The organism is Dyadobacter koreensis (genome assembly GCF_900108855.1).
Classification (GTDB): Bacteria; Bacteroidota; Bacteroidia; order Cytophagales; family Spirosomataceae; genus Dyadobacter; species Dyadobacter koreensis.
In genome coordinates this window covers 827,269-843,774 of sequence record NZ_FNXY01000003.1, presented here as the reverse complement: position 1 = coordinate 843,774, position 16,506 = coordinate 827,269, and the positions used below count along the sequence as shown (strand labels likewise).

Genomic DNA, 16,506 nt, shown 5'->3' with positions numbered 1-16,506 from the left:
TTAGCGGCGGGCATCGCCCGCCGTGTTTGTGCGATCGCCCGCCGTTTTTGTGCGATCGTCCGCCGTGTTTGTGCGCCGGCCCGCCGTATTTGTGCGATCACCCGTCGCATTTAGGTTATCACCCATCACATTTGGGTGTTTGTGATATTCATTTATTAAGCTGTCACCATTTCGATCCGCTCCAAAATAGCCCTGACCTCTGGCCGACATGAACCGCAACCCGTCCCAGCGCCTGTTTTCTGACAAAGTTTATGAAAATCACTGTAACCTTCATGAATGGCTTTTTCCAGATTTCCCTGACCAACATTATTACATGAACAAACCAGTTTTCCTTCCATCGGATCAGCTTTTTCGCTCGCCCTCAATAATTGTAGCCGTTTTTCCGACAGTTCAGTACCTTTTGCGATCAGATCCCGGAATTCAAGAAATTCATTTTTATCACCAATTAAAATGGCACCAACCAGCCTGTCCTGATGAACGATGCATTTTTTATAATATCTTTTCGATTTATCAATAAAGATAATCTCTTCATAAGCCGGATCGTTAGCTGGCGCTTCTGTCATCCCGATACTACTCATATGCAGACCTTCCATTTTCAAAATATTCATGGAGACGCTGCCTTGGTAAGGCTGAGAAATATCACCCGCTATGAAATGCGCCGCAACCTCCGCCTGTTGTTCAGCAGCTAAAGTTATTCCCCACATTTGTCCGCGCCACTCTGCAATTTCTCCAGCGGTAAAAATAGACTCATCTGAAGTTTGCATATAGTCATTGACTAAAATTCCCCGCTTGTTTTCAATTCCCGCCTCGCGAGCCAGTTCAATGGTCGGGACAGTTCCAATGGCTAAAACAACAACCTGACAAGCTATTTTTCGCCCCGATTTCAATAGTATTCCTTCAACTTTATCGATTCCTTTATACGTTGAAACTTCATCGTTAAAGAAAATTTCGATACCTCGATCTGTTAAATCCTGGTATAATAATTCACTAGCCAGCGGGTCTAACTGTCTCTCCATCAATCGTCCGCTGCGTTGAACAACGGTTACGCGTACATTCATTTTACGGAGAGATGCAGCGAGTTCCAGACCTAAAATTCCGCCGCCGACAATTACCGCATGAGCATCAATTTGATTCACAAAAGGTAAAAGTCTGTCCGCGTCCATTCTTGAACGCATATTGAAAATGCCGGGTAATTCCGGAACTCCTTTTGGTTTGAAAGATCTGCTGCCCATGCCCAGAATCAGTTTGTCATACCCATGTTCATGTCCTTCACTGTCAGTTAAGATTTTATTTTTACGGTCAATATGGACGATGCTGATTCCTTTATGAACAATAATATTGGCGTCAGAAAATTGTTCTTCCCGCAGTTTTACAAGCTGCTCCCAGCTTTGCTCGCCGCTGATATAATCCGGGAGCAGGACACGGTTGTAGAAAGGATATATTTCTTTTGAAAAAACATGGATTTCGTCATCCTGATTAAGCGTCCGGTAGGTATTGACAAAACCTAAACCAGCCGAACCCGCACCGATAATGATAATTTTTTCAACAGGTTTTTTATATAATGAAACTTCAACCGCTGAAAATTTAAAATCCGGTTCTTTGGAACGTGGATCAACCAGCGAATTGGTAAGGTTATTAGCTCTTCCTAAATTACTGCCCAGGATTTTTCCCCAATGCATGGGCAAAAAACATAATCCCTGACGCACATCTTCACTCAGTTGTGCTTTCACGCGAACTTCCCCGCGGCGCCCTTTCACGACAACCAGTTTTCCCTCTGTTACATTTCTTGCTTCTGCATCCTTCGGGTGAATCTGTAAAAATGGCTGCGGTATATGCTGTTTAAGTTTTGTGACCCTTCCTGTTTTGGTCATAGTGTGCCATTGGTCACGGATACGGCCGGTTGTCAGCACTAGTGGGAAATTCTCATCCGTTGGTTCGGAAGTATTTTCATCCGCAATTGCGAAAATTTGAGCTCTTTTGTTAGGGGTGTAAAAGTTGTGGTCCGTAAAAAGTCGTTTTGTTCCTGTTAATGAGGATGACGTAATGTCCTGATCTTCGCTTGTCGATATGATCTCATTATCTGTTATTTTTTTTGCTGCTAAAGGCCACTGAACGCTGCGTTTATTTTTCAGCAAATCATAACTGACGCCCGTTACATCAACATTAGTATTGGCTGTAATTTTTACATATTCGTCATAAACTTCAGATGTATTTTTGTAATTAAAAGCATCTGCAAAGCCCATTTTTTGAGCAAACTTCCAGATAATTTCTGAATCGGGTAATGCCTCTCCCGGGGCTTCCAGTGCTTTTGGAAGATAGGTAATTCTTCTTTCCGCATTGGTCATCGTTCCCTCCTTTTCCAGCCATGCTGCTGCTGGTAAGACAACATCTGCGAAATGAACGGTATCAGCCAGGTTTGAAACATCCTGAACCACTACAAATCTTGATTGTTTTAAAGCCTTTTCTGCCATGTTGATATCCGGCATGCTTACCAAAGGATTAGTATTGATAATCCAGATCGCTTTCAAACGATCATCAGCAAGTGCCTCAAACATTTCTGTGGCCGTAAATCCTGGTTTATGCGCGATTTTTACGGGGCTATCCCAAAATGTTTCCATTTCTTCCCTGTGTGTAGCATTGGTCACATCACGATGTGCAGGAAGGATATTGGCAAGTCCGCCTGTCTCGCGGCCGCCCATCGCATTGGGTTGTCCGGTCAGGGAAAATGGTCCGTTACCAGGCGTTCCAATTTTTCCTGTTATCAAATGAAGATTGATCAGCGAAAGGTTTTTATTCACGCCAAAGACAGACTGGTTCAAACCCATCGTCCATAGTGAAAGAAATCCTTTGGATTCACCAATCCATTCGGCTGCCTGGAAAATATCTTTTGCTTCAATCCCGCAAATTTCCGCGGCTTCGTTAATTGTCCTTTCAAAAACTTTTTCCTTGAAAAGCGAAAATCCGTCGGTATGGTTTTCTATGAAATCTTCATTGATATAATTTTTTTCGATCAGTATGCGTCCGATTGCATTATTTAAAACAATATCAGTGCCGGGTACAATTCCTAAATGGAGATCTGATGAACGGGCTGTATCGGTGCGACGTGGGTCCACACAAATTATTTTAACATTCGGATGTGCCGCCTTATGTGCCTCAATCCGTCGCCATAAAATCGGATGGCACCAGGCCGGATTTGCACCTGTTACATAAAAAACATCCGCTTCTTCAATGTCATCATAACATACCGGAACACAATCTTCGCCCAGCGAAAGTTTGTAACCAACCACAGCAGAACTCATGCACAGCCGGGAATTGGTATCGATATTGTTGGAGCCGATAAATCCTTTGATCAGCTTGTTGACGAGATAATATTCTTCCGTCAGGCATTGTCCGGAAACGTAAAAAGCTACTGAATCAGGGCCGAATTTTTTAATTAATGTTTTAAAAACTGCCGCTGTTCTGTCCAGTGCCTCATCCCAGGTAACACGCTGCAATGGCATCGAACGGTTAAGCCGCATTTGGGGATATAACAATCGGTCAGATTGATCCATCACTGTGTAATGCAGATTCATCCCTTTTGAACAAAGCATACCTTTGCTGGAAGGGTGGTCTTTATCCCCTTCCAGACTTAACCGACCATTATGCTCCTTTGTTACAACCACGCCGCAACCCACGCCGCAATAGCAACAAGTAGATTTAAAGGTATCAGACGAAGTTTTCATAGCAAAGGCAATTAATTAGTGATTATGAATTTGCAGTTTCAAGGGTAGCTGGTTCAGTAATTGTAGTGCGCATTTTATCAAAGTTCACCAGAGCAACAACCGCGGCAACACACGCAATTGCGACGCCGATGTAGACAAATGCCTGAGAATAGGATATAGAACTGGATTTGAACAGAAAACCTGCCAGCACAGCACCAACATTTCCACCAGCGCCGACGATTCCGCTTACGGAGCCGATCGCTTTTTGATTGACAAAAGGGACAATCGCATAAGTGACGCCGTTGGCCATTTTCAAAAACATCGCAAAACATAACATACTGATGACGGCGATTGTTAATGTTGAGCTTTGTGCAAAAAGTGCGATACCAATTCCTTCCATCGCTAACAAAAGTGCCAGTAATCGTCCTTTTCCCAACATTCCATATTTTAATCCAACTTTATCAGCGACAATCCCACCCAAAGCACGGGCAAATAAATTCATGAAGCCGAATGTTCCGGCAAGTATTCCGGCCACTGCCAGCGTCGTATCAAAATTTTCAAAAAAGTATAAAGCGGCGATATTGTCAAACGTGATTTCTATACCAAAACAAGCTCCGTAAGCAAGAAAAAGCGCCCACGTACGGGGATCTTTCATGGCCATTGTCATCGTTCCTTTTACCTTGGCTGTTGAGTTTTGAGTCGATTCCGGCAGTTCATCAAAGTTTCCGGCAGGTGTGTCCTTCGTATAGAAATAATATACAAAAGCAAAAATCAGAAGCGCAACACCGGGAATAATCATCGCCAAACGCCATGCCGATTCGGGTAAATAACCTGCTCCGATAAAACCAGCAAAAATTAAAGGCATTACCATATTGGTAACACCGCCCCCCAGATTTCCCCAACCGCCTGCAACTGCATTTGCGGTACCCACAATTTTCTTGTCAAACATGACCGAAGTGTGGTATTGCGTAACTACAAACGAAGCGCCGATAACGCCAATCGCCAATCTGAATAATAAAAATCCTTCGTAGGAATGAACCAGGCCGACGGTCATGACTGGTATGGAACAGATTCCTAAAAGTGCTGTATAGGTTTTTCTCGGACCCCAGGAATCGCAAAGTTTTCCAACGGCGATGCGGGCAATAACAGTAGCGGCTACGGAAGCGATGATAATATTTCCGATCTGTCCTTTTGTCAAACCTAAATCAGTTTTAACAACAGTCATCAGCGGAGCCAATCCGAACCATCCGAAAAAGCAAAGGAAAAAAGCCATCCAGGTTAGGTGAAAAGTACGCATCTGTACGCCTTTTGCACTGAAAATATTTAATTTCTGTAACGGTTTATTCGACATGTCCATAGTTCAATACGTTTAAAACTTTTGATAATAAGATTGATGTAGAATTTGAAATCGATAGTATTCTGATTATTTCAGGAAATCAGGTTTGATGCTGATCATCAGGTAAGCCCAGTTGGCCATTTTTTGAGGATCTGTTATTGATTTTGCCTGAGCAAGAGAACTGGTTGGCAAAAATGTGCAGTACCCGCCCTGAAAACTTATGGTTTTCGTTAAGTTATAAGTTGCGATAATATCAAGTTCTTCGCCAAAATTGCTGCTGAGCTTTTCATCTTTCGCGTTCATAATCTGTGCCGCACTGGAAAACTGATGCAGATCAGCCTGGATGGAAAGTTTGGAAGATGCTTTAATTGTGCTGCTTAAAAACAGGTCCGATAGTCCTCCTTTCCCAAAACCATTTGCCGCATAGAAGTAATCCATCTGTCCCCAAAACTTATGCGGTGTCCCATAAAGCGGGTCGAAACTTCTGTTTTTTGAACTTCCGGAACCACCTCCTGAGGTATAATCAAAGCCCGGTCCAATTGAAATAAATCTGCTTACTTCGAAAATTCCTTTGATCGAATACATGTAAGCTGATAAGCTTTGTCCGTCTTTGTCTTTTCCATTTTGTAAATATGCGCTCGCCGTCAGATTTGTCCTTTTTCCAAATTTGGTTTGGAAAAACGGGCCTAATGTCAGGCGGCTGTTTAAGCCCTTTTCAGGCGTTTTTACACCTGCCTGTGTCAGGCTGTATTTTTGGAAATCGTCTTTTAAAATCAAAAATGAAACATTACCCTGGCTCAGTTTTTTGCCGAAATATCCAAACTGCATCGACTTGTACATTGTTCCGATTCCATTCGTACCGGCAGCATATCCGTTGGGAAAACCGTTGTACAATGTTCCCGTTTTTAGCTCACTGTTCTGGTTATACGCAAAGCCAAGATGGGCGGTAAAACCTTTGTCGCTATACTTGATTAATGCAGCGTCATGACGCCTTGCTTGCTGTAACCAATCAAGATTTCCCAATAACCGGCTGTCATCATAAAGTAATTCCTGGCGACCGATTTTTAGTGAAAATTCCTTTCCAAGTTTCGTATGATTAGTGTCCAGCAAACTGATTTCTCCCCAGGCTTCGTGTAACATAAAGCCGTTTAAATTGGCATTTACGACACGATTGTTAGTAGAAGCGTCTTGTCCCCAGACTCTTACATCCTGAGCTGAAATATAAAATTGTGTGCGATATCCTTTGTATCCAACATTTAAACGTGTGCGCTGTGAAGTGAAAAATGCTGGTTTGCTTCCTTTGGAAAGGGGAGAACCCTGGCCGTGAAGAAGCTCTGAGCGTGTGCGAAGCTGGCCGGAAATACTTAATTGTGCCATAGACCTGGATGGGACAAAAAAGCACAAAGCCAGCACAACTCCTGCAATCAGGAGGTAGTGAATTGTTTTCATTTGAATCGTTGATAAAATGAAAAAAAGATACTGATGTAACCGTGTGACAGGACTCGATCTCAGACACAGCTCCGTGCGTCCGGATATTCAGGAATTTGCTTTACGTTCTTTTTTCCATTTTATTTGAAGCGTTTGTGTGATACATAAACAATATCCCTTGGTTTGAATAGCCCTGTTGGGATAATACATGAGCCGATTTTGGTGTCCCCACACCAGATCGGCTTTTATTTTAAGAGGCTAGATTCGCGCTCTGCAAATAATCCATCGCATAGGATGGGTGCAATCCGACAACTTCTCCAAGCACAATGATTGCCGGCGTGCCCAGGTTATTTTCTTTTACTAATCGCGGCATTTCCCAAACCTGGCCGATCACACTTTTTTCGTCCGGGCGTGTACCGTTCTGGATTACGGCCATAGGTAAATGTCCTCGGCCAAAATATTTATACAGATCACAAATTTCATTCAGTTTATTCATTCCCATCAAAACCACGATCGTAGCTTTCGATTGAGCAGCCAAGCGCATATCATCAGATAATTCTCCGTTCCGGGTTGTCCCGGTGATCACCCAGAAGCTTTCGCTCACACCACGGCGGGTAACCGGAATTTCCAAAGACGCAGGAACGGCGATGCAGCTTGAAACGCCTGGCACTACTTCGCAGGCAATATCGAAGTCGCGGGCATATTCCATTTCCTCGTGACCGCGACCGAACACGAAAGAATCGCCGCCTTTCAACCGGACAACGTGACCGCGCTTACGGGCAAGTCTTACGATCAGGCCATTTATTTCATCCTGAGAAAATGATGCGGCACCTGCCTTTTTTCCAACATATATTTTCAATGCAGTTTCTGGTGCAAAATCCAGAATTTCCATACTGACAAGTTCATCGTATAAAACAACGTCTGCCGTTTTAAGTGATTTGATTCCTTTTAAAGTAATCAGCTCCCCGTTTCCCGGACCTGCTCCCACGAGTGTAAGTTTCGGCTCCATCTCTTATATATATGTTCTGGTGAATATTGGAAATGTACTATGTGTAGTAAAAATTAACTATATCGATTTGTTGGATCAAAATTAGCATCAATATTTTATAAAACAACACTTTTGCCAAAAATTAAGTATGAATTTTAACTTAAATTAGAATTAAAAGTTAGGAATTGATAAAAACACGTTTTAATTTTGACATGTACTATTAGGTAATTATATATAGTAATTATTAAAATAGTACAACAAAACAACAGGGTTATTCAAAATTAATAGTTACTTATAACTATGAAAGCAAACACAAACACACATATTGTTGTCATTGGCAATGGTATGGTTGGCTACAAATTCTGCGAGAAATTGCTGGCCAAGAAAAAAAATGATCAGGAATTCATGCTGACGGTTTTTGGGGAAGAACCTCGTGTGGCTTACGATCGCGTGCATTTGAGTGAGTATTTTGCTGGTAAAACTGCGGATGATCTTACCATGGCCAGTAAGGAATGGTATGATCAGCACGGCATCAGATTATTTCTTTCAGATCCTGTTGTTGACATCGATACAGAGGAAAAACTGGTTCGTTCTCATCATGGACATGTAGTGCATTACGACTATCTGATCATGGCAACAGGTTCCGGAGCTTTTGTGCCGTCAATTCCAGGTGTGGAAAAAGATGGTGTTTTTGTTTATCGTACGATTGAGGATTTGGAGCTGATCCAGTCTTATGCCCGCAAGGCAAAAAGAGGAGCTGTTTTGGGTGGAGGTTTGCTTGGTCTCGAAGCGGCGAAAGCACTGCTGGATCTGGGTCTCGAAGAAGCGCATGTTGTTGAATTTGCATCCCGTTTAATGCCTAGACAAATTGACGACGCCGGCTCCAAAATCCTGCAAAACCAGTTGGAATCTCTTGGTTTGAATATTCATTTGGCGAAAAGTACGCAGGAAATTATTGGTGATGATTGTATTAAAGGAATGCAGTTTAACGACAATTCTTTTCTTGACGTAGATATGCTGGTCATTTCTGCCGGAATTCGTCCGCGCGATGAACTGGCTAAAATCGCAGGACTTGAAACACATCCCCGTGGAGGAATTATTGTCGATAACGCATTAAGAACTTCTGATCCCTACATTTTTGCTATCGGAGAATGTGCTTTGGCGCATCACATGATTTATGGTTTAATTGCTCCTGGCTATGAAATGGCCGACGTAGTTGCCAGTGCGTTGACCGGTGTCGATAAGGAGTTTCTGCCCTATGATATGTCAACGAAACTGAAACTGATCGGAACAGATGTGGCCAGTTTTGGTGATCCGTTTGTTGAAGAACCGGCTTGTAAAACAATTAGATACGAGAATAAAGCAAAAGGAATTTATAAAAGAATCAATGTTTCGCCTGATGGTAAAGAGCTCCTGGGTGGAATTCTGGTTGGCGATGCGGAACAATATAATATGCTCCTGCAAACCTGCAAGAATAAAACAATTCTGCCTCCTGATTCTGAGGATCTGATTTTAGGTTCAAGAGGCGGAGAAGAAGCCGGCGGGGGCGTGATGAGTTTGCCGGATGATGCCCTAATCTGCTCTTGTGAAGCAATTACCAAAGGGATGCTTTGTAAGGAAGTGGGTGAAAAGGGACATAACACGATCGATCTGCTGAAGAAATCATGCAAAGCCGGGACCGGATGCGGTGGCTGTGTTCCGCTGGTAAAAGATATTATCCAGGGCGTGATGAAGCAAAATGGCCAGTATATTAAAACGGTTATTTGCGAACATTTTGATCATTCGCGCCAGGAATTGCTGGATCTGGTGAAAATGAACGGATTAAAAACCTATGGTGAAGTATTGAATGAATTTGGGCATGGAGATGGCTGCGAAGTTTGTAAGCCACTCGTGGCGTCCGTTTTGGCCAGTCTTTGGAACGAAAATGTTTTAACGAAAGACCGTGCTCCTATTCAGGATTCGAACGACCGCTATCTGGCAAATATTCAAAAGGGAGGTACGTATTCTGTCGTTCCGAGAATTCCGGGTGGAGAAATTACACCGGATAAGCTAATCGTGATCGGTCAGGTAGCTAAAAAATATAATCTGTATACCAAAATTACAGGTGGACAAAGAATTGATCTTTTTGGTGCACACGTCAATGACTTGCCGCTGATCTGGGAAGAATTAATTGATGCTGGTTTTGAAAGCGGCCATGCATATGGAAAAGCATTGAGAACCGTAAAAAGTTGTGTTGGATCAACCTGGTGTCGTTTTGGTGTTCAGGATTCTGTTTCTTTTGCGATCGAGATTGAAGACCGGTATAAAGGAATTCGAGCTCCGCATAAGTTCAAGTCCGCGGTGTCTGGATGTATCCGGGAATGTGCAGAAGCGCAAAGTAAGGATTTTGGTATCATCGCGACGGAAAAAGGCTGGAATTTGTATGTCTGTGGGAATGGCGGTTCAAAACCTCAGCACGCACAATTGTTAGCTTCCGATGTTGACAAAGAAACCTGCATCAAACTGATCGACAGATTCCTCATGTTTTATATCAAAACCGCAGATCCGTTAACCAGAACGGCTACATGGCTGAATAAAATGGATGGTGGATTATCTTACTTAAAAGCGGTTGTGGTCGATGATTTATTAGGGCTAGCGTCTGCATTCGAAGAAGAGATGCAAGCCCTGATCAACAACTACAAATGCGAATGGAAAGAAGTTGTGGATAGCCCCGAGCTCAGAAAACGTTACAACCATTTTGTAAACGTCCCCGACAAAGATCCAACCATAGCATTCGAAGAAATGCGCACTCAAAAACGAGCTAAAGAATGGGTCTAATCAAAAAGGCCTGAAAGGCCGGCATATCTTAGCATCGGCCAACGCCCGATGGTGCCGGGATGTGGATGTTATTGATAAATCATTCCTATAAAAAATCATCATGGAACCAACACAAAATACAAAAGACAGAATAACCTGGCATCTTGCCTGCAACGTAAATGATATTCCGGAAGACGGCGGAGGTTGCGCATTAATTGAAGGCAAACAAATTGCTATCTTTAACTTTACACGAAGAGGTGAGTGGTATGCAACAGACAACGAATGTCCGCACCGACAGCAAATGGCCATAGGGCGCGGTATGATCGGAAGTCAGGGTGAAGAGCCAAAAGTGGCCTGTCCTTTTCACAAAAAGACATTTTCTCTAAAAAGCGGCGCCTGCCTGACTGATGAAGATTATAAAATTAATACCTTTCCCGTTATCGTAAAGGAAAATAAGGTTTACATCGGTTTGTAAATAATGCATAAATTAGAAAGTCAGGTTGCGGATCGTTTGACACGTTATTATATAGTCGCGCTGACCTTGGTCGCAGTGCTGACAGTCAGCGGACTTTTTTTAATAAGGAGAACGATTAATAACTTAAACCATGACAGCCGTGTTGTAAATGTTGCCGGCCGCCAGCGGATGTTGAGTCAACGGCTGACCAAACTTGCTATTTTACATACTGAGGGCATTCCAACAGATGATTCTGTCAAAATAGATTCGTTACTTAATATCTGGAAAACCAGCCATGAGCAATTACTTCACGGACGGATCAAGATGGAAAGCGAATTTGTGGTTCTGAAAAGCGATTCTATCAAGGAAATGTACCGGAATCTGGAACCGGTTTTTCAAACAATTTATAAGAATCTGTCGATTATAGACAACGCGGAATCTTCGGTTTCGGCAAAGAAAGATGCCCTGGAAATCATTTTGAAAACAGAACCCATTTTTCTCAGTCAGATGGAAACCATCGTTTTTCAGTTTGATTCTGAAAGTTTCAGGCGCATAAAAATTCTTGAGCAGATAGAGTGGATACTGGATATTATAACACTTCTCGTTCTTTTAGCTGAAGGGATTTTAATTTTCCGTCCGGTCGTCAACACGACCCGCCGGGTTGTTCGTCTGCTAGCGGAATCTGAGGATGCTGTGAAGCTGGCGAACGATAAATTGAAAGTCACAAATGCTCAGCTGTTACGTGCACAGGACGATCTTGTAAGAAGCGAGGAAGAAAAATATCAGCTGCAATTGGCAGAAGACAGAGTTCGGACGGCCGCGTTGATAGAGGGGCAAGAAGAGGAGCGAAAGAGATTTGCTTTGGAACTACATGATGGAATCGGACAGATGCTGACTGGACTAAAACTTCACGCCGAAAAATTAAAACAAGCACAGTTTGCAGATGAAAAGCAGCGGCTAAGATTTGATAAATTGGTATCGCTGATTCAGGATACGATCCAGACTACCCGGCAGGTTTCCTACAACCTAATGCCATCTGTACTGAGCGATTTTGGTTTAAGTGCGGCGCTAAATCTATTATGTCAGCAGACTGCCGAATTGTCGGGAGTAAATGTAAAATATGCAGGTCCGAAGGAACGGATTACCCTGACCCGGCCTATGGAAATCGGCCTGTACCGAATTGCGCAAGAGGCTCTTAATAATGCAATTAAGCATTCAGAATCGGATAATATAAAGATAAAATTAGAACAAAAAGAGAATCATATTCTTTTGGAGATTGAGGATGATGGGAAAGGATTTTTAATTAGTAATTTGAAAAATAAAAGCGGACCTTTTTTATCACAAAACGGAATTGAAAATATCCGAACGCGTACTCAATTGCTCAACGGTGAAATGAAAATTATATCAAAAGTGGATGCAGGTACTAGGCTGGTCATAAATCTTAAAATGTAACTCATAACCCTGGCGAGATGGCAATACGTATACTGGTCGTTGATGATCATTCAGTTGTTAGGCAAGGCATCATTACTTTGCTGGAAGATGAAGAAGATATTCTGATTGTCGGGGAGGCTTCCGATGGCGACGAGGTGCTGGAAAGTGTGAAAACATACAGTCCGGATGTCGTTTTGCTTGATCTTACAATGCCTCGTATGTCCGGCCTGGACGCCATCAAAGCTCTGGTGCCAGCTTATCCGTTCGTCAAAATTCTTGTTTTCAGCATGCACAACAATCCGGATTATATCATCTCGGCGGTAAAAAACGGAGCGGCGGGTTATCTGCTTAAGGATACAGGCCGGGAGGAAATTCTAAAAGCCGTTCGAAGTGTTGCTGCAGGTGAGTTGTATTATCCGCCTAACGCATCTTCAATTATCATCAGAAATCTTGTTCTTCAGAAACAGGAGGAGGAAGAACCTGAAATTAAATTAACAGCTGGTAATCCTTCTGTCTGGAATAAAATGACTCCAAGAGAGCAGCAGATTCTTCAGTGCCTTACCGAGGGAATGAGTAGTAAAGATATTGCTGAACATTTTGCGATCAGTTCCAACACAGTGGCAAACCAACGCGCTAGTATCATGCGAAAAGCAAATGTTAAAAACACGGCTGAGTTGATAGGAATGGCTTTAAGAGATCGGCAGAGAGTGTAAGTCACCGAAATAAATTAAATAACTCTTTATTGCAAATGGGAATATTTTTAGTACATTTAAAAGTTCCCGCCCCTACACATTCTGAACTTGGATAAATAAGTCCTTTATTTATTACAAATTTGGTATTTTGACCAATAATAAAAATATTATTAGGCCAAAATTATATTCTCGGTAAAAAGATACTCCGCCGAAAAAAATCTCGTTTATTATTTTGTTTAGTTGTATAATTGGATTCATTAAAGTCAAGACCTATTTAATAAAGAACTTTACTTTCATTCATGTATGAGGATTTTTTATCGGATTAGTGGCTTCCGGCCATTCTTTGCGTTCTTGTTAAGTACTTTTTTTTGTGCCGTTTTTACGATTATTTCAACGCAGGCCTCAGCTGCAAATATCGAAGTACGTGGAGTGGTGAAGAGCAAGACTGGTGAATTGCTTATTGGCGCTACGATCCGGGTCAAAGGTGTCGCAAAAGGAACGGTGAGTAATGAGCGAGGCGAGTTTGTCTTATCAGACGTTAATGAAGGCGCAACACTCGTTGTGACCATGATCGGATTTCTTCCTGCAGAAGTTCCCGTTTCCCGAACAGTGTTGATAGAACTTTCTGAGGATGCAGTAGGGCTTCAAGATGTCGTTGTTACAGGTTTTCAACAGATCGACAAAAGTAAATTTACCGGATCTGCGGTGACACTTAAAACAGATGATGTCCGGATCGATGGGCTTCCCGATGTGAGCCGTATGCTGGAAGGCCGGGCTGCCGGGGTTTCTATCCAGAACGTTTCAGGCACATTTGGGGCTGCGCCAAAAATCCGTATTCGTGGAGCAACTTCATTGAATGGTGATAATAAGCCGCTTTGGGTGGTTGACGGAGTAGTTTTAGAAGATATTGTCAATATTTCCAACGACCAGCTTTCCAGCGGTGACCCTACAACTTTGCTTGGTTCTGCCGTTGCGGGACTTAACCCAAACGATATTGAATCTTTTGATATCCTGAAGGATGCCGCAGCCGCAGCTTTGTATGGCGCACGTGCAATGAACGGTGTGATTGTGATCACTACGAAAAAAGGAAAGTCTGGCAAGCCAGTGATCAGTTATTCCGGTAATTTCAGTACCCAGCTAAAACCCTCTTACCGGAATTTCAATATTATGAATTCCGCGGAACAGATGTCTGTCTTAGGCGAATTGGAAAGAAAAGGATATCTGAATTCTAATGTTCTTGATAATCCTGATTATGGAGTTTATGGCAAATATTACAGCTTGTTAAACGCAACGGACGACGGTTCTTTTGGGATACCTAACACGCCACAGGCAAAAAAAGATTTTCTGCTTCGTTATGCCGGTGCGAATACTGACTGGTTTGATGTATTATTTAAAAATAATTTTGTGCAGGAACATTCGCTGAGTGTGTCCTTCGGAACAGATAAATCGCAATCTTATTTTTCTACAAGTTTTCTGAATGATAACGGCTGGACTGTAGTTGACAAGGTGAAGCGTTATACACTCAATTTCAGGAATACCTACAATTTATCAGACAAACTCACTCTCGGATTTTCAACATTGTCGTCTGTTCGTAATCAGCGCGCCCCGGGCTCTCTGACCCGTCAGGCTAATCCGGTGGATGGCACTTACGGACGAGACTTTGATATTAACCCTTTCAGTTACGCTTTAAATACCAGTCGCACGCTTACCGCGTTTGACGAAAATGGCAACCGCGAGTTTTTTAGAAGAAACTTTGCACCATTTAATATACTTTCAGAACTTGAAAATAATTACATCGACCTGGACCTGGTTGACATCCGCTTACAGGCTGATCTGGGTTACAAAATTACGCCTCACCTGTCTTACGATTTTGTAGGGGCCCTCAGGTATATCAAAACTGGTCAGGAACATCAGATCACTGAGAATTCCAACATGGCCAACGCTTACCGCGCGGCAGGAAATTCTACCATTGCGCTCAAAAATAAATTTCTATACAGAGATCCGGATGATCCTGATGCTTACCCGGTAGTGGTTTTGCCAAGAGGTGGTTTTTACAACCGCAATGAGGATGAAATGAGTTTTTATAACGTAAGAAATAACTTGCGCTACAATAAAACTTTTTCTGAAAGACATGCCATTAATGCGTTGGTTGGTCAGGAAATTAAATTTACCAACAGACAAAACGCGAACAATACCGGTTACGGATATCAATATGACCAGGGCGGAACTCCATTCGTTGACTATCGGATTTTAAAACAAACCATTGAAAGTAATTTTCAGTACTTTGAAATGGAAAAAAGCTTCGACCGTTTTGCGGCATTTTATGCAAGTTTGGGTTATACGCTGGATGATAAATACAACTTCACTGCCTATGCGCGATATGATGGGTCCAATCGTTTCGGTAAATCTGCTATTGGTCGCTGGTTGCCGACATGGACAGTAGCTGGCTCCTGGAACCTTGACCGCGAAGAATTTATTAAAAATCTCACATGGGTCAGTTATGCAAAGCTTCGGGGAAGTTATGGACTAACTGCCAGTACCGGCCCTGCAACCAATTCGGCAGTTTTGCTTAAAAGTTTGGTTACCAATCGTCCTTATACAGATGAAAAGGAATCTGCGATTGACCTGGCTTCTCTGGCCAATCTCGAACTTACATGGGAAAAGTTATACAGTGGAAACATAGGTCTTGATCTTGGACTTTTAGGAAACCGCTTCAACATTACTGCCGACGTGTATCTGCGAAACAGTTTTGACCTGATCGATAGAATTAAAACTTCCGGTATCGGCGGGCAGACGTATAAAATTGCCAACTACGCGGACATGCAGTCAAAAGGAATTGACCTTTCGCTGGAGGCCGTGATTTATAAATCGAAAGACTGGTCGTGGCGGTCGCGTTTTACCGCGGGGTATGCGCATACAAAAATCACAAGTGTGGATAATCTGCCAACTATTTTTGATATGGTAAAAGCAGAGGGTGCCAATATTCAGGGGTATCCTGTCAGGGGTTTGTTTTCTGTGGATTATCGTGGCTTGAATCCTGCAACAGGCGTTCCAACTTTTTTGAATGAAAAAGGCGAAGTTAGCTCAGATGTATATCTTCAGGATTTGAATACAGCTTATCTAAAATATGAAGGACCTGTCGATCCTCCACTCACAGGTGGTTTGAACAATGCGTTTACTTACCGCGATTTTACCTTGAACGTATTTTTAACAGGACAGGCTGGAAATAAAATCCGCCTTAACCCGCTTTACAAAGGCACAGATAATTCGCGGCCATCTTTTAGCGATCTTGATGCTTCTCCCAAAGAATTTAACGATCGTTGGGAAATGCCGGGCGACGAAAAAATTACAAATATCCCATCGATCCCGGACATTTTACAGAACCAGTATCTGGCAGGAATTTATCCTTATACAACCTACAACTATTCCAGCCAGCGCGTTGCGAGTGGTAACTTTGTTCGTCTGAAGTCAGTTTCTCTGGCTTACCGTTTCCCTTTGACAACAATTCAGAAATTAGGTATGACAGCCGCTTCCATTCAAATTTCAGCGATTAATCCTTGGCTTATATATGCCGACAAAAAGCTAAAAGGGCAGGATCCGGAATTCTTTAATACCGGGGGTGTGGCGCAGCCTATTCAAAAGCAGTTTACGGTAGCGCTTAAATTTACTTTATAACAGAA

General features: G+C 42.6%; 9 protein-coding genes. 5 read left to right on the top strand and 4 right to left on the bottom strand.

What is annotated here, in order from left to right:
- Positions 1–155 precede the first annotated feature (155 nt).
- The 4 genes from BMY70_RS12145 to cobA form a co-directional block, all read right to left on the bottom strand.
- Positions 156–3,722 (bottom strand): nitrate reductase, encoded by a 3,567-nt coding sequence (locus BMY70_RS12145; protein WP_090335423.1) that lies wholly within the window; start codon positions 3,720–3,722, stop codon positions 156–158.
- A 22-nt stretch (positions 3,723–3,744) separates the two neighbouring features.
- Entirely contained in the window at positions 3,745–5,058 is a 1,314-nt protein-coding gene (locus tag BMY70_RS12140; RefSeq protein WP_090335422.1) for an MFS transporter, read from the bottom strand.
- Positions 5,059–5,124: 66 nt separating this feature from the next.
- Positions 5,125–6,486 carry an alginate export family protein gene (locus BMY70_RS12135; RefSeq protein ID WP_090335421.1) on the bottom strand — a complete coding sequence of 454 codons (1,362 nt, stop codon included), beginning with the start codon at positions 6,484–6,486 and terminating at the stop codon, positions 5,125–5,127.
- Between the two features lie 229 nt (positions 6,487–6,715).
- On the bottom strand, positions 6,716–7,474 hold the full coding sequence (gene cobA / locus BMY70_RS12130; protein ID WP_090335420.1) for a uroporphyrinogen-III C-methyltransferase: 759 nt from the start codon (positions 7,472–7,474) through the stop codon (positions 6,716–6,718).
- A 279-nt stretch (positions 7,475–7,753) separates the two neighbouring features.
- Between cobA and nirB the strand changes: the two genes are divergently transcribed.
- The 5 genes from nirB (at position 7,754) to BMY70_RS12105 (ending at position 16,501) form a co-directional block, all read left to right on the top strand.
- Complete coding sequence (gene nirB, locus BMY70_RS12125) at positions 7,754–10,270, top strand: nitrite reductase large subunit NirB (protein ID WP_090335419.1); 2,517 nt, start codon at positions 7,754–7,756, stop codon at positions 10,268–10,270.
- Positions 10,271–10,370: 100 nt separating this feature from the next.
- Entirely contained in the window at positions 10,371–10,724 is a 354-nt protein-coding gene (nirD, locus tag BMY70_RS12120) for a nitrite reductase small subunit NirD (protein WP_090335418.1), read from the top strand.
- Between the two features lie 3 nt (positions 10,725–10,727).
- Complete coding sequence (locus BMY70_RS12115) at positions 10,728–12,155, top strand: ATP-binding protein (RefSeq protein ID WP_090335417.1); 1,428 nt, start codon at positions 10,728–10,730, stop codon at positions 12,153–12,155.
- Positions 12,156–12,172: 17 nt separating this feature from the next.
- Entirely contained in the window at positions 12,173–12,847 is a 675-nt protein-coding gene (locus BMY70_RS12110; RefSeq protein ID WP_090335416.1) for a response regulator transcription factor, read from the top strand.
- Between the two features lie 282 nt (positions 12,848–13,129).
- Positions 13,130–16,501, top strand: a complete 3,372-nt coding sequence (locus BMY70_RS12105) for a SusC/RagA family TonB-linked outer membrane protein (protein ID WP_090335415.1) — start codon at positions 13,130–13,132, stop codon at positions 16,499–16,501.
- Positions 16,502–16,506: the final 5 nt, after the last annotated feature.